General features: G+C 61.0%; 19 protein-coding genes. 10 read left to right on the top strand and 9 right to left on the bottom strand.

The features are described from left to right. Nucleotides 1-37: 37 nt before the first annotated feature. From NPS56_RS07615 to antA, 4 genes are read right to left on the bottom strand one after another with little or no spacing between them, the layout of a single operon-like run. Entirely contained in the window at nt 38-1,441 is a 1,404-nt protein-coding gene (locus tag NPS56_RS07615) for an amino acid permease (RefSeq protein WP_274074125.1), read from the bottom strand. A 43-nt stretch (nt 1,442-1,484) separates the two neighbouring features. Next, on the bottom strand, nt 1,485-2,504 hold the full coding sequence (gene antC, locus NPS56_RS07610; protein ID WP_274074124.1) for an anthranilate 1,2-dioxygenase electron transfer component AntC: 1,020 nt from the start codon (nt 2,502-2,504) through the stop codon (nt 1,485-1,487). Between the two features lie 18 nt (nt 2,505-2,522). Next, on the bottom strand, nt 2,523-3,014 hold the full coding sequence (gene antB / locus NPS56_RS07605) for an anthranilate 1,2-dioxygenase small subunit (RefSeq protein WP_274074123.1): 492 nt from the start codon (nt 3,012-3,014) through the stop codon (nt 2,523-2,525). Further along, entirely contained in the window at nt 3,014-4,405 is a 1,392-nt protein-coding gene (antA, locus tag NPS56_RS07600; RefSeq protein WP_274074122.1) for an anthranilate 1,2-dioxygenase large subunit, read from the bottom strand. The genes antB and antA overlap by 1 nt, the downstream gene beginning before the upstream one ends. Before the next feature lie 377 nt (nt 4,406-4,782). On the opposite strand from antA, the gene NPS56_RS07595 reads away from it, so the two are divergent. Continuing rightward, complete coding sequence (locus NPS56_RS07595; RefSeq protein ID WP_274074121.1) at nt 4,783-5,796, top strand: AraC family transcriptional regulator; 1,014 nt, start codon at nt 4,783-4,785, stop codon at nt 5,794-5,796. A 120-nt stretch (nt 5,797-5,916) separates the two neighbouring features. Here the strand turns inward: NPS56_RS07595 and NPS56_RS07590 are convergent, their stop codons facing one another. Continuing rightward, nucleotides 5,917-6,390, bottom strand: a complete 474-nt coding sequence (locus NPS56_RS07590; RefSeq protein WP_046820664.1) for an Lrp/AsnC family transcriptional regulator — start codon at nt 6,388-6,390, stop codon at nt 5,917-5,919. Between the two features lie 175 nt (nt 6,391-6,565). On the opposite strand from NPS56_RS07590, the gene kynU reads away from it, so the two are divergent. From kynU to NPS56_RS07575, 3 genes are all read left to right on the top strand, one after another. Next, complete coding sequence (kynU, locus tag NPS56_RS07585) at nt 6,566-7,816, top strand: kynureninase (protein ID WP_274074120.1); 1,251 nt, start codon at nt 6,566-6,568, stop codon at nt 7,814-7,816. 102 nt (nt 7,817-7,918) lie between these two features. Further along, the gene (locus tag NPS56_RS07580; RefSeq protein ID WP_274074119.1) at nt 7,919-9,232 is read left to right on the top strand and encodes an OprD family porin; all 1,314 of its coding nucleotides are present in this window, start codon (nt 7,919-7,921) and stop codon (nt 9,230-9,232) included. Nucleotides 9,233-9,318: 86 nt separating this feature from the next. Continuing rightward, nucleotides 9,319-10,728: an amino acid permease gene (locus tag NPS56_RS07575; RefSeq protein WP_274074118.1), complete on the top strand. Its 1,410-nt coding sequence runs from the start codon at nt 9,319-9,321 to the stop codon at nt 10,726-10,728. A gap of 30 nt (nt 10,729-10,758) precedes the next feature. Here the strand turns inward: NPS56_RS07575 and NPS56_RS07570 are convergent, their stop codons facing one another. The 3 genes from NPS56_RS07570 to NPS56_RS07560 are packed head-to-tail and all read right to left on the bottom strand — an operon-like array spanning nt 10,759 to nt 12,696. Next, nucleotides 10,759-11,130 (bottom strand): MerR family transcriptional regulator, encoded by a 372-nt coding sequence (locus NPS56_RS07570; RefSeq protein WP_274074117.1) that lies wholly within the window; start codon nt 11,128-11,130, stop codon nt 10,759-10,761. Between the two features lie 59 nt (nt 11,131-11,189). Continuing rightward, entirely contained in the window at nt 11,190-11,765 is a 576-nt protein-coding gene (locus NPS56_RS07565; protein WP_274074116.1) for an NAD(P)H-dependent oxidoreductase, read from the bottom strand. A 46-nt stretch (nt 11,766-11,811) separates the two neighbouring features. Further along, nucleotides 11,812-12,696 (bottom strand): LysR substrate-binding domain-containing protein, encoded by an 885-nt coding sequence (locus tag NPS56_RS07560; protein WP_274074115.1) that lies wholly within the window; start codon nt 12,694-12,696, stop codon nt 11,812-11,814. Nucleotides 12,697-12,901: 205 nt separating this feature from the next. Between NPS56_RS07560 and NPS56_RS07555 the strand changes: the two genes are divergently transcribed. Then, nucleotides 12,902-13,666 carry a sulfite exporter TauE/SafE family protein gene (locus NPS56_RS07555; protein ID WP_274074114.1) on the top strand — a complete coding sequence of 255 codons (765 nt, stop codon included), beginning with the start codon at nt 12,902-12,904 and terminating at the stop codon, nt 13,664-13,666. On the opposite strand, the gene NPS56_RS07550 is transcribed toward NPS56_RS07555, so the two are convergent. Then, nucleotides 13,656-13,970, bottom strand: a complete 315-nt coding sequence (locus NPS56_RS07550) for a putative quinol monooxygenase (RefSeq protein WP_274074113.1) — start codon at nt 13,968-13,970, stop codon at nt 13,656-13,658. The genes NPS56_RS07555 and NPS56_RS07550 overlap by 11 nt on opposite strands. Before the next feature lie 164 nt (nt 13,971-14,134). Here NPS56_RS07550 and NPS56_RS07545 point away from each other — a divergent pair, with 164 nt between their 5' ends. From NPS56_RS07545 to NPS56_RS07525, 5 genes are all read left to right on the top strand, one after another. Next, nucleotides 14,135-14,725 (top strand): NAD(P)H-dependent oxidoreductase, encoded by a 591-nt coding sequence (locus tag NPS56_RS07545; RefSeq protein ID WP_274074112.1) that lies wholly within the window; start codon nt 14,135-14,137, stop codon nt 14,723-14,725. Between the two features lie 130 nt (nt 14,726-14,855). After that, nucleotides 14,856-15,767, top strand: coding sequence for a LysR family transcriptional regulator (locus NPS56_RS07540; RefSeq protein ID WP_274074111.1), 912 nt, complete (start codon nt 14,856-14,858; stop codon nt 15,765-15,767). Between the two features lie 103 nt (nt 15,768-15,870). Then, nucleotides 15,871-16,764: an NAD-dependent epimerase/dehydratase family protein gene (locus NPS56_RS07535; protein ID WP_274074110.1), complete on the top strand. Its 894-nt coding sequence runs from the start codon at nt 15,871-15,873 to the stop codon at nt 16,762-16,764. A 197-nt stretch (nt 16,765-16,961) separates the two neighbouring features. Beyond that, complete coding sequence (locus tag NPS56_RS07530) at nt 16,962-18,407, top strand: SulP family inorganic anion transporter (RefSeq protein ID WP_274074109.1); 1,446 nt, start codon at nt 16,962-16,964, stop codon at nt 18,405-18,407. 186 nt (nt 18,408-18,593) lie between these two features. Beyond that, entirely contained in the window at nt 18,594-19,943 is a 1,350-nt protein-coding gene (locus NPS56_RS07525) for a GntP family permease (RefSeq protein WP_274074108.1), read from the top strand. Nucleotides 19,944-19,950: the final 7 nt, after the last annotated feature.

Raw genomic sequence — 19,950 nt, 5'->3', positions numbered from 1 at the left:
ATTCAATGAATACCGGGGCTTTTTGTTGCGCATTGGATTATTGCGCGACGGGCAAGCCGCGATCGCGCGCCACGCGCACCCGGTAGAACAGGTAGATGATCGCCACCCACACCGGGATGGCGATGACCGACGCGCGGATGCCCGGAATCATCCACATCACGCAGATGATCATGGCCATGAAGGCCAGGCACAGGTAGTTGCTGTAGGGAAACCAGAACGACTTGAAGCCGGGCACTATGCCTTGCTGGCCCATGATCTTGCGAAATTTCAGGTGGGTCAGGCTGATCAGCGTCCAGTTGATCATCAACGAGGCGACCACCAGGGCGAACAGCAACTCCAGCGCTTCATGGGGCGCCAGGTAGTTGACCAGCACCGACAGCATCGTGATCAGTGCCGAGATGCCCAGCGCCCGCAGAGGCACGCCCTGTTTGTTCAGTTTCATCAGTGATTTGGGTGCGTCGCCCTGTTCGGCCAGGCCGTAGAGCATGCGGCTGTTGCAGTAGACGCCGCTGTTGTAGACCGAGAGCGCTGCGGTGAGCACCACGAAGTTGAGGATATGCGCGGCGGTTTCGCTGCCGATCAGCGAGAAGATCTGTACGAACGGGCTGCCGCTGTAGGCATCGCCGGACGCACCGAGGGTCTGCAGCAGTTGATCCCAAGGGTACAGCGACAGCAGCACGGTGAGTGCGCCGACGTAGAAGATCAACACGCGATAAACCACCTGGTTGATCGCCTTGGGGATCACCTTCCTCGGTTCGCTGGCTTCAGCGGCCGTGATGCCGACCAGTTCCAGGCCACCGAAGGAGAACATGATGAACGCCATCGACATCAGCAAGCCGGTGGTGCCGTTGGGGAAGAAACCGCCGTGGCTCCACAGGTTGCTGACCGACGCCTGCGGGCCGCCCGTGCCGCTGAACAGCATGTAGCAGCCCAGGACGATCATGCCGATGATCGCCACGACCTTGATGATCGCGAACCAGAACTCCATCTCGCCGAAGACTTTGACGTTCATCGTGTTGATCAGGTTGACCAGGACGAAGAACACCGCGGCGCTGACCCAGGTCGGGATCTCCGGCCACCAGAACTGCACGTACTTGCCCACGGCCGTCAGTTCGGCCATGCCCACCAGCACGTACAGCACCCAGTAGTTCCAGCCGGACAGGAAGCCGGCATAACCGCTCCAGTACTTGTGGGCGAAATGACTGAAGGAACCGGCCACCGGCTCCTCGACGATCATCTCGCCCAACTGGCGCATGATCAGGAAAGCGATGAACCCGGCAATCGCATAACCGAGGATCATCGACGGCCCGGCCGACTTGAGCACACCTGCCGAGCCCAGGAACAGCCCAGTGCCAATCGCCCCACCCAGGGCGATCAATTGAATGTGCCGGTTCTTCAACCCCCGCTTGAGCGAGCCCTGTTGCAAGATTTCATCCGCCATCTCGTTCCCTTCTGGTTATTGTTGTCAGGCCTGATTTGAAAGATCAGATATTACTCTCGGTGAACTTTTCGTAATACAGGTGAACGCTGTCCAGTGCCTGGCTTTGTAACCAGTCCTTGATCGACTCGACCATCGGCGGCGGGCCGCAGACGTACATGTCGACCGGCGCGTCGCGCAATTCACTGAGGTCGAAATGCTCGGCAATGTAGCCGCGCTTGCCCGTCCACTGAGGCGATGGATCGCTGACCACTTCGGTGTAGCGAAACCCCGGAAGGCGTTCGGCATAGGCCTCGATCCGTGCGCGTTCGCACAGGTCGGCAGCGTCGCGCACGCCGTAGTACAGGTGCACTGGCTGCGCGCAACCGCGTTCGGCGAGGTCGTCGAGCATGCCCAGCAGCGCCGACAGCCCAGTGCCACCCGCCACCAGGATCAGCGGTTTGGCCACCTGCCGCAGATAGAACGCGCCCAGCGGTGCCTCGAGCATGATTTCGTCGCCCACCTGGCAGCGTTCACGGATGTAGTTGCTCATCACCCCGTCGGGCAACAGGCGAATCAAAAATTGCAGTTGATTGTGCTCGCTCGGCCGATTGGCAAACGAGTAGGAACGCTTGCTCTCGGTGCCCGGAATCGACAACCGGGCGTATTGCCCCGGGAGAAAATCCAGCGGGGTTGTCGTATCCAGGGCCAGGTGCAGGATCGCGGTGCTGGCAGAAATCTGCCTGACGTCGGTCACCGTTGCGCTGAGTTGATCTGGACCCGAGGCGTTGCACAGGGTGGAGGCGAAGTCGAAATAGAACGCCGCGTCGGATTTGACCCGCGTCTGGCAGGTGAGCATCTTGCGCTGTTGCAGGTCCAGGCTCGAGAGCGCTTCCTCGTCCACGTAATCCTGGCTGTAGTCGCCGGATTCACAGCGCCCCTGGCAGGTGCCGCAGACGCCTTCGCGGCAATCCAGGGGAATGTTGATGCCGTTGCGCAGGGCGGCGTCGAGCAGGATCTCGTTGGGTTGTACGGGAAAGAACAGGGTTTTGCCGTCGGCAAAGCTGAACGCTACTTTGTGATTCATGCCTCGGTCTCCAGGGATTCAGAGGTGGTAGAAGTCGAGTACCGAGTTGATGGTGTCGTTGAGCAGCAGCACATGCTTGCGGCTGATCAGCCAGCTGTCGGCGTGGGGCTTGAGCCGGTAGGTGGCGCGGCCATAGAACTGCTCCGACGTGGCCAGGCGATAGAACAGCGTGTGCCAGTTCAGGCGCACCTCCAGTTCACCGCCCTCGAGTTCGTCGATGCGCACGTTGTTGATCAGATGCAGGGTGCGCGGCATCGGCGTCGAGGACGCGGACTTGCCCGTGCGCAGGCGGAACACGCGATCTTCCAGGCCTGAGCGGTTGGGGTAGTAGATCAGCGACATTTCGCGCTTGGGGTCGCGGGTGTAGACGTGCTCCGAATCCCATTGCGGCAGGTGGAATTCACTCTGCTCGTCGAACAGCTGGAGGTAGGCGTCCCAGTCCTGGGCGTCGCACAGTTCGGATTTGCGGTAGAAAAACTGTTCGATCTGGTACTGCAATTGCGCATTCATCATTGCACCTCACGGAGTTTCAGGGATTTCGCGTCCAGGCCATCGAGCAGGAATTTCTGCCAGTTGCTGTGCTGGTTGACGTAGAGCCCTTCGTGGGTGAATTCGGTGCCGGTCATGGCCGGGGCGATGCCGATCGCCTCGCTGTTGGGCGTGGCGCCGGTGGCCCAGCGATGACTGCCACGGGAAATGTCGCTCCAGCGCTCCAGGCGTGCCTGGAAACCGCGCTGGGCTTCACGGAATTCCACCAGGTCGTCCGGCGTGCCGAGGCCCGACACGTTGAAGAAGTCCTCGAACTGGCGAATGCGGTTTTCGCGGTCGGCGTCCGACTCGTTTTTAACCCCGATGCACTGGCTGATGATCTCGGTCTTGTTCCAGGCCACCGGGCGGATGATGCGCAGTTGCGAGCTGATCTGGTCGAGGAAAAACAGGCTCGGGTAGACGTTCAGGTTACGCAGGCGATGCATCATCCATTCGGCCTTTTCCTGGCCATGTTCTTCGACCAGGCGGGGCATGATGGTGGCGTAGCCCGAGCGTACCGTCGGGTTCGGCATGTCGCTGAACAACACGCTGTGGCCGTTGTTGAAGGCGAACCAGCCGTCATCGGTATTGGCATCGCCTGCACCGAGCTTGCTGTAGTCCAGGGTGCTGCCGTTGCCGCTGCCGTTCTCGCTATTGACCTGCTGGCGATGCTGCACCGTGGCCACGTAGTTATAGTGCACGGTGCTGACGTGATAGCCGTCGAGGCCGTTTTCGTTCTGCAGTTTCCAGTTACCGTCGTAGGTGTAGGCCGACTTGCCGGGCAGCACTTCCAGCTCACCGGTGGGTGACTGGGCAACCATCATGTCGAAGAACACCCTGGCGTCGCCGAGGAAGTCTTCCAGGCTGTTGTCGGCGTGAACATCGAGGCTGATGAACACGAAACCCTTGTAGCTCTCGATGCGCGCCTTTTTCAGGCCACGGGTGGCCTTGTCGAAGCCTTCCGGATACTCGCCAGGCGCCTTGACCTTCACCAGGCGCCCGTCGCTCTTGTAGCACCAGGCATGGAACGGGCAGGTGAAGGTCGACTGGTTACCCTTGCCGACCCGGGTCAGGGTCGTGCCGCGATGCTGGCAGGCGTTGATCAGGGCGTTGAGCTGCCCGTTGCCGTCGCGGGTAATGATCATCGGCTGGCGGCCGGCGCGCATCGTGACGAAGTCGTGGTTATTGGCCAGCTCGCTTTCGTGGCAGGCGTAGATCCAGTTCTTCTCGAAGATCAGTTCCATTTCCAGATCGAACAACTGCGGCTCGGTGAAAATGTCCCGGGCGATGCGGAACACGCCTTCTGCCGGACGGAAGTCCAGGCAACCCTGGATAAACGCTTTCCACTGCTCGACGTTTTTTTCGCCACTCATGGGTGTGCACCTGTTTTTTATTGGGGCTAATCGGTGTGCGCATTAGAGGGAACGGGGCGGGTGGGGGTCTATCCGGTTTGTCGGCGAAGGCAGTCCGTATAATTTGTGGGGTAACACGCGCGGGGTATCAAGCTGTGCAGCGACTACCCAAACCGCGCGCCAAACGATGAACGGCTGCCCCTGTCTGCAGCAATCAGGTACTGTTTTGCACAACCTCGAGTGCCTGTTGGGGAGCGATCACCGGCTGCGTTATCCGCCTAGTCGAGGATTGCTATCCACTAAGTTGGCACCGGGGTTTTGTGGCTTGGAACTTGCCTTCTCCACGCCTGAGACGCGCCGTCAGAGCGCGCTGAAAAATAGCCCGTGGGTGCACCGTGATGAACAGCAAAAACGATCCGCAGTGTCGCGACATTCGTGTCGACAGCGATGATCTCGAGGCCGCGAGAAACTGGATGTCCGGTATTTGCGGGCCACATCGACTCGTGAGCACGACGCCCGAGCGGATCCGCTTCCACCACAGCGCCAACATGTTCAAGTCGATGGCCACGACCCTGGGCACCATCGAATACGGCACCGATGTCACCATCGATATCGAAGACGCCGAGCACTTCAGCAGCTACAGCCTGAGCCTGCCCCTGGTGGGCGAGCAGGAGTTGAGCAAGAACGGCAGCGTGGTGAAGTCCGACCGCGACCAGGGTGTGATCATTTCGCCGAATGAAAACCAGCTGCTGGCGATCTCCGGCGATTGCCGCAAGGTCCAGGTGGTGATCACCCGCGTTGCCATGAGTGAATCCCTGCAAGGCTTGCTGCAGCGACCGCTGGATGAACCCTTGCGCTTCGAACCGGTGATGGATGCGGTCGACGGCGCGTCGGCTTCGTGGTGGCGCATGGCGCGCTATTTCATCGCCGAGCTGGAACGCAGCAGCGAACTCTACGAGCAGGTGGCCTTTACCCGGGACATTGAGAGCTCGCTGATCAAAGGCCTGATCCTCGCCCAGCCGAACAACTACTCAGAAGAGTTGCGCGAGGTGCTGGGCGTGAAGTTGCCGCACTACCTGATCCGGGCGCGGCAATACATTCACGACAATGCTCGCGAGGCCCTGCACCTGGAGGACATCGAGCTCGCCGCCGGGGTTTCGCGCTTCAAGCTGTTCGAGGCGTTCAAGAAGTACTTCGCGCTGTCGCCGATGGTCTACCTGAAGAAATACCGGCTGAACGGCGTGCGCCAGGAGATTCTCGAGCACGGCTCGGCGCGCAATATTTCCGCGATCGCCATGGGCTGGGGGTTCACCCACCTGGGGCGTTTTTCCGCCGAGTACCGCAAGCTGTTCGACGAGTCCCCGAGCATGACCTTGCAGCGCAATGAAGCCCGGCGCATGCGCGGTTTCTGAGCGAACCCTGTGTGAGCGGGCTTGCTCGCGAATGCGGTGGTCCAGTGAACATTGATGTCATCTGACACTTCCTCTTCGCGAGCAAGCCCGCTCCCACAGGTTTAGCAGTGCGTTGCTCCCTTACTTGCGCACCACCAGGTCCAGCAACGCTTCGCGCTCCTTGATTTTCTGCAGGACGATTTCCGAGCGGATATCGGTGACCCCCGCCGTGCGGTTCAAGTGGTTGACGATGAAATCGGAGAAGTGCTTGAGGTTGCGCGCCTGGACCCGCAGCACATAGTTGCTCGCGCCCGTGATCACGTACGCGGTGACCACTTCCGGCCACGACTGGACCTTCTTGATAAAGGTCTCGTGCCAGTCCTCGACGTCCTGTCGCAACGACACATGGACGATGGCTTCCAGTTCGATCCCCAGCCGCTCGGCATTCAGCACGGCGCGATAACCGCTGATGACTCCCTCGCTTTCCAGCAGGCGCAACCGGCGCAGGCAGGCCGACGGCGACAGGGCGACTTTCTCTGCCAGTTCCTGGTTGCTGATACGGCCATCCTGTTGCAGTTGATGGAGTATTCGCAGGTCTGTCGAGTCGAGATTCATGGCTGGTGTAAATCCGCGTTTATAGGAGTTGTATTCGAATTTTATGCGAAACAACTACCCTATGGCCGCTTACTTTGCACGAAAATTCTGCAAAGCATCGTTCATTATCTCTCCACAGAAAAGGGCCAGACAACGCCCGGAAAAACGCGACGACCTTCAAAGAACAGGACACCCGATGACAACAAGAAACGATTGCCTGACGCTCGATGCCCAGGACACTCTCGCGCCGCTACGCCAGCAGTTTGCGCTACCCGACGGTGTGATTTATCTCGATGGCAATTCCCTGGGCGCACGGCCGGTCGCGGCATTGGCGCGGGCTCAGGAGGTGATTGCCCAGGAGTGGGGCAATGGCCTGATCCGCAGCTGGAACAGTGCCGGTTGGCGCGACCTTTCCGAGCGTCTGGGCAATCGCCTGGCCGGGCTGATCGGCGCCCGAGACGGTGAAGTGGTGGTGACCGACACGACCTCGATCAACCTGTTCAAGGTGCTCAGTGCCGCGCTGCGTGTGCAGGCCACAAGGTCGCCGACGCGACGGGTAATTGTCACCGAAAGCAGTAACTTCCCCACCGACCTGTACATCGCCGAAGGCCTGGCCGACATGCTGCAGCAGGGTTACACCCTGCGCCTGGTCGACAGCCCTGAAGAGCTGCCGCAAGCGATCGACCAGGATACGGCGGTGGTGATGCTCACCCACGTCAATTACAAGACCGGCTATATGCACGACATGCAGGCCCTGACCACGCTGGCCCACGAGTGTGGGGCGCTGGCCATCTGGGACCTGGCGCATTCCGCCGGCGCGGTGCCGGTCGACCTGCATCAGGCGGGCGCCGACTACGCCATCGGCTGCACCTATAAGTACCTCAATGGCGGTCCGGGTTCGCAAGCGTTTGTCTGGGTCAATCCGCAGTTGTGCGATCTGGTGGCGCAGCCGCTGTCGGGTTGGTTCGGTCATTCGCGGCAGTTCGCCATGGAGTCGCGCTACGAGCCAAGCAGCGGCATCGCCCGCTACCTGTGCGGCACCCAGCCGATCACTTCGTTGGCGATGGTCGAGTGCGGCCTGGACGTGTTCGCCCAGACCGACATGGCCAGCCTGCGTCGCAAATCCCTGGCCCTGACGGACCTGTTCATCGAACTGGTCGAGCAGCGTTGCGCGGCACACGAACTGAAGTTGATCACGCCCCGTGAGCACGCCAAGCGCGGCAGTCACGTCAGCTTCGAACACCCTGAAGGTTATGCGGTGATCCAGGCCCTGATCGAGCGGGGCGTCATCGGTGATTACCGCGAGCCGCGCATCATGCGCTTCGGTTTCACCCCGCTGTACACGACCTTCACCGAGGTCTGGGACGCGGTGCAGATCCTCGGCGAAATTCTCGATCAAAAAACCTGGGCGCAAGCGCAATTCCAGGTTCGCCACAGCGTCACCTGATACCGCCGATATTCACCCCTGTTGCCGGGTTTCCTGGCAGCAGGGCTTCGGTCGTCCTCGATAAACAGTTCTGTGCAATCACAATAACAAGGAACACGCAGAATGAGACTCTCCCCCTGGCCCGCCTTGTCGCTCGCCCTCGGCAGTTGCCTCGGGCAAATGGCCTACGCCGCCGCCGGCAATGGATTCGTCGAAGACAGCAGCCTGACCCTGACCAACCGTAACTTCTATTTCTACCGCAACAACCTCAACAACCCAGGTGGTCAGAATTACCGGGATGAATGGGCCCACGGGATCATGCTCGATTACCGCTCCGGCTACACCCAGGGCACGGTGGGGTTCGGGGTCGATGCCTACGCGCAACTGGGCATCAAGCTCGACAGTGGCAAGGGACGCACGGGCACGGGTTTGCTGCCGGTCGATTCCAATGGCCATCCCGAGGATGAGTACTCCGAAGCGGGTGGCGCGGTGAAGGCGCGGATATCCCGCACCGAACTCAAGTACGGCAACCTGACACCGCTCAACCCGGTGTTCGGCACCGGCAATGCGCGCCTGTTTACCAGCGTGGCCACCGGCTTCCAGCTGACCAGCAATGAGCTCAAGGCCCTGCAACTGGACATCGGTCATTTCACCGCCGGCAACGACAGCAATTCGACCAACGCCGATGGCGCGCTGAAAGCGCTGTACGCTGGCGTGGAAACCCGCAGCGTCGATTATCTGGGCGGCAGCTACGCCCTGAGCGATCAACTGAGCGTCAGCCTGTACGGTTCGCAATTCACCGACATCTGGCGGCAGTACTACGCCAACGGCAACTACACCTTTGCCCTGGGTGAAGGCCAGTCGCTGAACCTGGATTTCAATATTTATCGCACCAACGACGACGGCCAGAGCCTGGCCGGCAGGATCGACAACACCACCTGGTCGCTGGCCAGCGGGTACAAGTTCGGCGCCCATCGATTGACCCTGGCGTATCAACAGGTCGATGGCAATGAGCCGTTCGATTACCTGGGTTTCGACCAGCAGCCGGGCACTTCGATTTTCCTCTCCAACTCGGTGCAGGTGCTCGATTTCAACGCCCCCAACGAACGCTCATGGCAACTGCGTTATGACCTGGACATGGCGCCGTTTGGCGTGCCTGGCCTGAGCTTCATGTCGCGTTACGTCAGTGGCGATCATATCGACGACAGCCATTACGACGGTGGCCCCAACGGCGCTTATGGACGCTACGGCGATGACGGCAAGCGCTGGGAGCGCGACATCGAAGCGCGCTACGTCGTGCAGTCGGGCAAGGCCAGGGACCTGTCGCTGCGGGTGCGCCAGGCCAGTGTGCGCTCGACTGCGCAAGTGGCGAGGGCCGATACCACGGACAACAACGAAGTGCGCATCATCATCGAATATCCACTGAGTATTTTCTGATCCCTCTCCTGCTGTGCGTGGCTGATCCCCACCGGTAAAAACCAAGACGTGCTCTTCAAGAAAGACAATATTCAGAGGACATAAAAATGACCGATAACACCGGTTTTGAAACGATATCCAACCGTGAGCAGGGCCTGCGGCGTCAGCTGACGTCCGGGCAGATGAGCATGATCGCCATTGGCGGTGCGATCGGCACCGGATTGTTCATGGGCAGTGCCTACGCGATCGGGTATGCCGGGCCGAGCGTGCTGCTCAGCTACGCCATCGGCGCGATCATCACGCTGCTGTTGATGGGCTGCCTGGCGGAAATGACCGTGGCCCATTCGACCTCCGGCTCGTTCGGCGCCTACGCCGAATTCTATGTCAGCCCGCTGGCCGGGTTCCTGGTGCGCTATGCCTATTGGGCGGCGATCGTGCTGGCGGTCGGCACGGAAGTGACGGCGGTGGCGATGTACATGAAGTACTGGTTTGCCAACGTGCCGGAGTGGGTGTGGATCGTCTCGTTCTCCAGTGTGCTGATCGTGCTCAACGCCATTAGCGTGAAGACATTCGGTACCTTCGAGTACTGGTTCTCGACCATCAAGATCGGCGCGATTGTCGGCTTCATCATCCTCGCGGTGTACGTGGTGTTCGGTTCCGGCAACCCGGAATACGGCGTGCACAACTACACCGCCCACGGCGGCTTTTTCCCCAATGGCCTGCAAGGCATGTGGGTCGCGGTGATCGTGTCGATCTTCAGCTACCTGAGCGTTGAGATGATCGCGGTGGCTGCCGGTGAGGCGCAGGACCCGGAGCAAGCGGTGAAGAAAGCCTTTCGCGCGACTATCGTGCGCCTGGTGGTGTTCTACCTCCTGACCCTCGCCCTGATGCTGGCGATCGTGCCGTGGGTCCAGGCCGGTCATGCCCAGAGCCCGTTCGTCACGGTGATGCAGGCCATCGGCATTCCCGGCGCCACCGGGGTGATGAATTTCGTGATCCTGATCGCCGCGCTGTCGGCGATGAACAGTCAGTTGTACATCACCACGCGCATGATGTTCAGCCTGTCCCGTGGCGGCTACGCACCCAAGTCCATGGGCAAACTGAGCAAGACCGGGATTCCGCTGAACGCCCTGTTGCTGTCGAGCTCGGGCATTGCCCTGGCGACGTTGCTCAACATCCTGTACCCGGAAAGTTCGTTCACCTTGATGATGGCGATCTCGATGTTCGGCGCCATCTTCACCTGGTTCATGATCTTCCTGACCCACTATTGTTTCCGTCGTTATCACCAGCGCCACGGCGAGCGAAAACTGTCGTTTCGCATGCGCCTGTTCCCCTACAGCACGTTGTTGGGCTTGGTGCTGATGGGTGCGGTGATGATCACTACCTACTTCACCGAGGCCTTCAAGATGACCCTGGTGTTCGGTGTGCCGTTCCTGGTGCTGCTGACGGTGGTCTATGGCGTGTTTTTCAGGAAGCCCAGGGCTGCCGGGGAACTGAGTCCAGTGCCCAAGGTTTAGTCGGGAAATGCCGCTGCCGGCCGATGGTTATCAAAGACTGTCGAGCTGGCACTGGTCCTGAGCCTCCTGCAGGCTTGCCTCGAAGGTCTCCAGCGCGCGGTGACGTTGTTGGAGGGCGTCGATGTCGTTCATCAGCTCGCGCTTTTTCTGCGCGATGGCCACTCGTGCACGTTCCCATGGAAAGGCCTCGCCCCGGTGTTGTTCCAGCAACACTTGCATTTCCTTGAGCTTGAAGCCCAGCTGTTGGGCGCACTTGATGAACATCAGCAGCTCGACGTGTTGCCGGGAGTAGGTGCGGTATTTGCCCTGGCGCTGCACCGGGGGTATCAAGCCGATGGCTTCATAGTGACGGATACTCTTGACGGTGCTTCCCGAGAGTCGCGCGACTTGACCGATGTACATGAAAATCCCTTTTTAGTGCCTCGAATGCCCCCGAAGGGCCCGGGCATTATCCGGGACATTCAATGGGCGGCGATAGCCTGCACCTGTTCGAGCCATGTCTGTCGTCGCGCTGCGCTGGCCCCGAGAACGGGCCCGAACGTGAGGGTTGCGGTTGGCTTGATTCCGCAAAATTGCAGGGTGGTCTTGCGTATCTGGTGCAGCCCGGGCATGCGATGTATCCAGCGGTAGTACCAGGGCGGTGTATCCATGGTCACCAGCAAATGGGCGCTGCGCCCGAGCAGCAGTTTGTCGGGAAAGGCCTTGCCTTCGCGGTACTTGAAGGCGAAGCCGGGCAGGAACACCCGATCGAAAAAGCCCTTGAGCAAGGCCGGAATCCCGCCCCACCAGATCGGATAGACCAACGTCAGATGTTCGGCCCACAGGATGTCTGCCTGGGCCTGGCGCAAGTCCGCTTCCAGTGGCTGAATCTGTTGATAGCCTTCGCGCAAGATGGGGTCGAAGTCTATTTTTCCGAGTGACAGCTGGCGCACGTCATGCCCGGCCCGCAACGCCGATTGCGTGTAGCGCTCGGCGATGGCCGCGCAAAAACTGTTGCTCGACGGATGCCCCAGGATCACCAGGATTCGTTTGCCCATAACCGCTGTCCTCGAAGATGAAAACCTCGAGGGTAGACTCTGCCCCTCAGGGGAGAGTCAAGGCATGCAGCAAGGCCTTGGCATAACCGGGCAGTGTGGCGAAATCCCGGGCGCAGAGCTGCAGGGTGCGCCGGGCCCAGGCTTCCTGCAGGGCGATGCAGTTGAAAGGGGCGATCCCCGGCCAGCGTTCGACTGCCGCCAAGGGTACGATCGCCAACCCCGCGCCGCGAGCGACCATGCGCATCACGCCATCGAAACCCTCCGCGCGGATACGGATCTGCATGCGCATGCCCGCGTGCAACGCCTGTTCTTCGAGGTACACCGCAAGTGCGCTGTTGGCAGTGAGTCCCACGTAATCGAACTGCAACGTATCACTGAAATTCGGCGGTTCGCCGCCTGCCAAGGGATGCCCGGGCGGCATGATCAGCACCAGCGGATCGTTGCGAAAGGGCAGGGTTTCGAGCGAGTGGGTGTCTACCGCGTCGGAGATGATGCCCAGGTCGGCCGCACCCTGGCGCAAGGCGTGGGTGATGCGCGTGCTGGGCAATTCCTGCAGGTCGATGTCGAGGTTGGGGTGCTCGCGCAGGAAGTCGGCGAGCAGCTCCGGCAGGTATTCGGTGATCGCCGTGGTGTTGCACAACAAGCGCACCTGGCCTTTGACACCCTTGGCATAGTCAGCCAGGTCCTGCTGCATGCGTTCGGCCTGTTGCAGCAGGACACGGGCGTGCTGGGCGAGGGCTTTGCCGGCAGGCGTAGGGGTTACGCCGCGACGGCCGCGCTCCAGGAACTCAGTACCGAGTGATGCTTCCATCGCGCGGATTCGTGCGCTCGCGGCGGCCAGTGACAGATGGCTGCGCGCGGCGCCGGCGGTGATGTTGCCGCTGTCGAGAATGCTCAGGTAGAGGCGCAGGTCGGTCAGGTCGAAGTGCATCGTCAGCCTTTTGATATGTGTCGTCTGGAAGGGCCCCTTCGCGGGCAAGCCCGCTCCTACAAGGGCATGCGTGAAACCTGTAGGAGCGGGCTTGCCCGCGAAGGCGTCATTAGCCACAAAAAATGCTCCAGCCTCTGTCAAAACAAGAGGCACCCTCAGTATATGGCAGATTTTCATCCGGCCAATCCAGGCTCAGGATAGCCCCATGAACACACTCGCCTCGTTCTACCAAAATCTCGGATTTACCCTGTCATTGCTGGTCATTGCCACCTTCCTGCTGGCCGGTATGATCAAAGGGGTCATCGGTCTTGGCCTGCCAACCATCGCCATGGGCTTGCTCGGTCTGGCTATGGCCCCATCACAGGCTGCCGCGCTGTTGATCATTCCCGCGACCCTGACCAACGTCTGGCAACTGGCCTTCGGCGGCCATCTGCACGGCTTGATCAAGCGGCTGTGGCCGATGCTGCTGGCCATTTTCATCGGCACCGGCGCGGGCACGCTGTGGATCGGCATGGCTGGCGGCCACTGGGTGGTGCGCGGATTGGGGGCGGCGTTGTTGCTCTATGCGCTGAGCGGGTTGTTCCTGCCGACCTTGCGTGTAGGCGTCCGCAATGAGCGTTGGCTGGGTCCGCTGTGCGGCGTGCTGACGGGGGTTATCACCTCGGCCACCGGCGTTTTCGTGATTCCGGCGGTGCCGTACCTGCAGGCGCTGGGCTTGAGCAAGGATGAACTGGTGCAGGCGCTGGGCCTGTCGTTCACCGTCTCCACCCTGGCCCTCGCCGCCGGCCTGCTATGGCGCGGCGCTCTCGGCGGTGGCGAGTTGAGTGCATCGTTGTTGGCGCTGATCCCTGCGGTGCTCGGCATGTGGCTGGGGCAGTGGCTGCGCCAGCGGATCAGCGCCGTGTTGTTCAAGCGTGTGTTCTTCATTGGCCTCGGCTTGCTTGGCGGCCATTTGTTGATCAGCGGCTAGCGGATGACGGGCTGAGCATGTCAATGGCGCGGATCTCGAAATCCCGCTCCAGGTATTCATCGCGCTGTTCGAGAAACTGTTTCATGTGCGGCAGGTTCGAGTGCACGTCGAGGTGTGCCTGGGACTGCCAGATCTCGTAGAAGATAAACAGGGTCGGGTCCTGCTTGTCGCGCAGCATGTGGTACTCGATGCAGCCGGGCTCGGCGCGACTGGCTTCCACATAGCCGCTGAAAAACGCTTCGAAGGCGTCGGATTTTTCCGGGCGGGTCTTGGCGTGCAGGATGAAACCTTGCATTTCACTCATCAGAAAACACTCCTCATTTCAGAATCGGCCCTAGTCTAAGGCAACAATCACCGATTGATTCTTGCGTGTGGGTCAAATGAATTTTGCACAATGGCCGCTTACTCCGCGCGAGCCAGGTCTTTATTCTGCCGCCATCCGACTCCTGACCCTTCCCGAGACCTCCCATGAAAAAAGTCCTGTTGCTCAATGGCGGCAAACAATTCGCCCACTCCGATGGCCGCTACAACACCACCTTGCATGAAGCCGCGCTGAGCGTGCTGGATCGCGGTGGGGTAGATGTCAAAGCCACATTTATCGACGAGGGTTACGACGTCGCCGAAGAAGTCGCCAAATTCCTCTGGGCCGACGTGATCATCTACCAGATGCCCGGCTGGTGGATGGGCGCGCCATGGACCGTGAAGAAGTACATCGACGAAGTCTTCACCGAAGGTCACGGTAGCCTCTACGCCAGCGACGGCCGCACCCGTTCCGACGCCTCGCAGAAATACGGCAGTGGCGGCCTGATCCACGGCAAGCAGTACATGCTGTCGCTGACGTGGAACGCGCCGCAGCAAGCCTTCGACGACCCGACCGACTTCTTCGAGGCCAAGGGCGTGGACGCGGTGTACTTCCCGTTCCACAAGGCCAACGAATTCCTCGGCATGACCGCTTTGCCGACCTTCCTCTGCGTGGACGTGATGAAACGTCCGAACATCGAAGCCGATGTGGCGCGTTATGAGCAGCATTTGAAAGAGGTGTTTGGCCTTAAGGCGTAACGCTCGGCTACTATCGGTCTCAGCGGCTAAAAGATCGCAGCCTTCGGCAGCTCCTACAGGTGTACGCAATACCTTGTAGGAGCTGCCGAAGGCTGCGATCTTTTAGCGATTTTCGTCAAAGAGGACACTCGTGAAAGCCAGATCCGATGAATTGCAGATTTTCGTCTGCGTGATCGAGTGCGGGTCGATTTCCGCGGCGGCCGAGCAGGTCGGGCAAACGCCGTCGGCGGTCAGCCGCACGCTGTCGCGGCTCGAGGCCAAGCTCGATACCACGCTGATCAACCGCACCACGCGACGCATGGACCTGACCGAGGAGGGCAAGTACTTCTTCGAACACGCCAAGCTGATTCTCGATCAGATGGACGAACTCGAGGAGCGCTTGTCCTCACGCCAGCAAACCCCGTCCGGGCGCTTGCGCATCAACGCCGCGTCGCCATTCATGCTGCACGCCATCGTGCCCTACCTCGATGAATTCCGCCGGCTCTATCCGGACATCCAGCTCGAGCTCAACAGCAACGACCTGATCATCGACCTGCTCGAGCAAAGCACCGACATCGCCATCCGCATCGGCACCCTGGCCGACTCGACCCTGCACGCACGCTCCCTGGGATGCAGTCCGATACACATCGTCGCCAGCCCGGCGTATCTGGAAAAACACGGCACCCCGACCGCCGTGGCGGATCTGGCCGAACACACCCTGCTGGGCTTCACCCAGAACGAAGGCCTCAACCAATGGCCGCTGCGCTACGTGCACGGCGATCGCTGGCCGATCCAGGCGTCGCTCAGCGCTTCCAGCGGCGAAACCCTCCGCCACCTGGCGCTGGAAGGCCAGGGCATCGCCAGCCTGTCGCACTACATGACCATCGAGGACATTCGTGCCGGACGGTTGAAGGTGTTGCTCGCCGAATTCAACAGTGGTTATCGCCAGCCGATCAACGCGGTGTACTACCGAAACTCGCAGTTGGCCTTGCGCATCCAGTGTTTCCTCGACTTCATCCAGAGCAAACTGGCGGTGTACGCGTCCACGGATTTCAGCGGCTGATTCGTGATTGCAGCGCAAGAGTGAATTGGGTCAGCGGGGATTTTTCGCCAGGGATCGCTGCTGGATACTCGTTGCATCACTTATCCACGCAGGGAGTTTCTCCATGAACGTATTCGTTACCGGCGCTGCCGGTTTTATCGGCGGCTCCATCGCCACCGGCCTGATCAAGGCCGGTCACAAGGTTACCGGCCTGGTGCGCAACGCCGAACAGGCGGATGAAATGAACGCGCTGGGCATCACGCCAGTCATCGGTACGCTGGATGACAGCGCACTGTTGGCGGAACAGGCCCGGGCCGCCGACGCTGTGATCAACGCCGCCAGCAGCGACCATCGCGGTGCAGTCGAAGCCTTGCTCGATGCCTTGCGCGGCTCCAACAAAGTGTTCCTGCACACCAGCGGTTCGAGCATCGTCGGCGACGCCTCGGGCGGCAAGTCCAGCGACGTTGTCTACCAGGAAGACAAGTTGCCTGAACCCACTGTGGACAAGGCCGCGCGGGTGGCCATCGACAACCTGATCCTCGCCGCGGCCAAGGATGGCGTGAACTCGGCCGTCATCTGCAACACCCTGATCTACGGCCACAGCCTCGGCGTCAATCGCGACAGCGTGCAGTTGCCGCGGTTGCTGAAACAGGCGCGCAAAAGCGGCGTGGTCCACCATGTCGGCACCGGGCAGAACATCTGGTCCAACGTGCACATTGAAGACGTGGTGGCGCTGTACCTGTTGGCGCTGACTAAAAACGTCCCTGGCACTTTCTACTTCGTCGAAAGCGGTGAAGCATCGTTCATCGACATGACCACGGCGATCGCCGAGGCGTTGAACCTGGGCCAGCCGCAAGACTGGCCACTGAAGGACGCCGAAGCCGAGTGGGGTTATGAAATGGCCAACTATGGCCTGGGCTCCAACAGCCGGGTTCGCGGTACCCGTGCGCGGGAGATATTGGGCTGGGTGCCGAAGCGTACGTCGGTGCTGGAGTGGATTCGTAACGAGATGGTGTGAGTTCGCTTTAGACCGAGTTGCTGCTTCGCGAGCAAGCCCGCTCCCACACTTGACCGCATTGTCCAGACGGACGCGGTCTAATGTGGGAGCGGGCTTGCTCGCGAAGGCGTTTCTGAAGTTGCATAAACTGGCCGGAACGCCCTCGATTCCGTAACATCCGCACACTCTTTCTTGCTACTCCCTGCATGCGGTCCCCCATGAAACCAAAACATCTACGCGCCGATGCCCTGGCCGGGCTCACGACGTCTTTCGCCCTGTTGCCCGAATGCATTGCCTTCGCGCTGGTGGCGCATCTCAATCCGCTGATGGGCCTGTATGGTGCGTTCATCATTTGCACCCTGACCGCGCTGTTCGGTGGCCGGCCAGGCATGGTCTCCGGTGCTGCCGGGTCGATGGCGGTGGTGATCGTCGCGCTGGTGGTGCAGCAGGGTGTGCAGTACCTGCTGGCGACGGTGCTGCTGGGCGGTTTGATCATGGCGGCGTTCGGCCTGCTGCGGCTGGGCAAGCTGGTGCGCATGGTGCCGCATCCGGTGATGCTCGGTTTCGTCAACGGCCTGGCGATCATCATTGCCCTGGCGCAACTGGAGCACTTCAAGAGTGGCGAGACCTGGCTGAGCGGTACGCCGTTGTACTACATGATCGGCCTGGTGGCGGTGACGATGGCGATCGTCTATGTGCTGCCACGCCTGACCCGCGCAGTGCCGCCCGCGCTGGTGGCGATCCTCGGGGTAGGACTGGCTGTCTACTTCCTCGGCCTGCCAACCCGCACCCTGGGTGACATGGCACACATCGCCGGTGGCTTGCCGACATTCGCTTTGCCAGACATTCCCTGGAACCTGGAAACCCTGCGCATCATTGCGCCCTACGCGATCCTGATGGCGATGGTCGGCCTGCTGGAAACGTTGCTGACCCTGAACCTCACCGACGAAATCACCGAGAGTCGCGGCTACCCCGATCGCGAATGCGTGGCGCTGGGCGCGGCCAACGTGGTGTCCGGTCTGTTCGGCGGCATGGGCGGTTGCGCGATGATCGGCCAGACCGTGATCAATCTGAGCTCCGGGGGCCGCGGTCGGCTGTCCGGTGTGGTCGCCGGGGTGTCGATACTGCTGTTCATCCTGTTCCTGTCGCCGCTGATCGAGCGTATTCCGTTGGCGGCGTTGGTCGGGGTGATGTTCGTGGTCTCGCAGCAGACCTTCGCCTGGGCTTCGCTGCGGGTGCTGAACAAGGTGCCGATGAACGATGTACTGGTGATTATCGCGGTGACAGTGATCACGGTGTTCACCGACCTGGCCACGGCGGTGTTGTGCGGCATCATCATCGCGGCGCTCAATTTCGCCTGGCAGCAGGCCCGGCAGCTGTACGCCGACAGTCACCTGGAAAACGATGGCAGCAAGCTTTACCGCGTCCATGGCACGCTGTTCTTCGCCTCGACCACCCCTTTCCTCAATCAATTCGATCCGGCCAACGACCCGGCGCAAGTGACCCTCGATTGCCGCCACTTGAGCTTCGTCGATTACTCGGCCATTGCCGCGCTCGACACCCTGCGCGAGCGCTACAGCAAGGCCGGCAAACACCTGCGGGTGCTGGGCCTGTCCGAGCGCTGCAAGAAACTGCTCAAACGTGCCCGGGTGCAACACGACTGAGACCGACCAGCGCAGGCGTGATGAAAATCCGCCTGCCTGATTTTCATTATTTGCGACACGGCATATCCCTGAGCGACATCCCTTACCTCTGCACGAAAATTACTTTCACCTCGTTTGAAAGTTACTCCTCGAAATGTTTTAAGAGTTTCACAAAACTTTCGACGTGACCCTCTCGAGGAGTACCGCATGACCCCGTCCTTCGGCTATTGGCTGCTGGTGTATGCCGCTGTCGCCATCATCGCGCTGATCGTGCTGATCGCCCGCTACCGGCTCAATCCGTTCATTGTCATCACCCTGATTTCCATCGGCCTGGCGCTGGTGGCGGGCATGCCGCCGTCCGGCGTGGTCGGGGCCTATGAGGCGGGTGTCGGCAAGACCCTGGGGCATATCGCGCTGGTGGTGGCGCTGGGCACCATGCTCGGCAAGATGATGGCCGAGTCCGGCGGCGCCGAGCAGGTGGCGCGCACCCTGATTGACCGTTTCGGCGAGAAGAACGCACATTGGGCGATGGTCTGCATCGCCTTCCTGGTGGGGCTGCCGTTGTTCTTCGAGGTCGGTTTCGTGCTGCTGGTGCCGATTGCCTTCACCGTGGCGCGGCGGGTCGGCGTGTCGATCCTGATGGTCGGCCTGCCGATGGTCGCCGGCCTGTCGGTGGTGCATGCGCTGGTGCCACCGCACCCGGCGGCGATGCTGGCGGTGCAGGTGTACCAGGCGTCGGTGGGGCAGACCTTGCTCTATGCGATTGCGATCGGCATTCCGACCGCGATCATCGCCGGCCCCCTGTATGCCAAATTCATCGTACCGCGCATCCAGCTGCCGGCGGAAAACCCGCTGGAACGGCAGTTCCTCGAGCGTGAGCCGCGCGACAGCCTGCCGAGTTTCGGCCTGACCATGGCGACCATCCTGTTGCCGGTGGTGCTGATGCTGATCGGCGGCTGGGCCAACCTGATTTCCACCCCGGGCAGCGGCCTCAACCAGTTCCTGCTGTTCATCGGCAACTCGGTCATCGCGCTGCTGCTGGCGACCTTGCTGAGCTTCTGGACCCTCGGCCTGGCCCAGGGTTTCAATCGCGAGTCGATCCTCAAGTTCACCAACGAATGCCTGGCGCCGACCGCCAGCATCACCTTGCTGGTGGGCGCCGGCGGCGGTCTGAACCGGATCCTGGTGGACGCCGGCGTGACCGACCAGATCGTCGGCCTGGCCCACGAATTTCACCTGTCGCCGTTGCTGATGGGTTGGTTGTTCGCGGCGTTGATGCGCATCGCCACCGGTTCTGCCACCGTGGCCATGACCACCGCCTCGGGCGTGGTCGCACCCGTCGCCATCGCCATGGGTTATCCGCATCCGGAGTTGCTGGTGCTGGCGACGGGGGCGGGGTCGGTGATTTTTTCCCACGTCAACGACGGCGGCTTCTGGCTGATCAAGGAATACTTCAATATGACGGTCACCCAGACCTTCAAGACCTGGACGGTGCTGGAGACCCTGATCTCGCTCGTCGCCTTCGGCCTGACCGTGGGCCTTTCCTACCTGATTTAGCCGGAGC

The organism is Pseudomonas putida (genome assembly GCF_028682635.1).
Lineage (GTDB): Bacteria > Pseudomonadota > Gammaproteobacteria > Pseudomonadales > Pseudomonadaceae > Aquipseudomonas > Aquipseudomonas putida_AE.
This window is presented reverse-complemented; position numbering and strand designations above follow the sequence as displayed.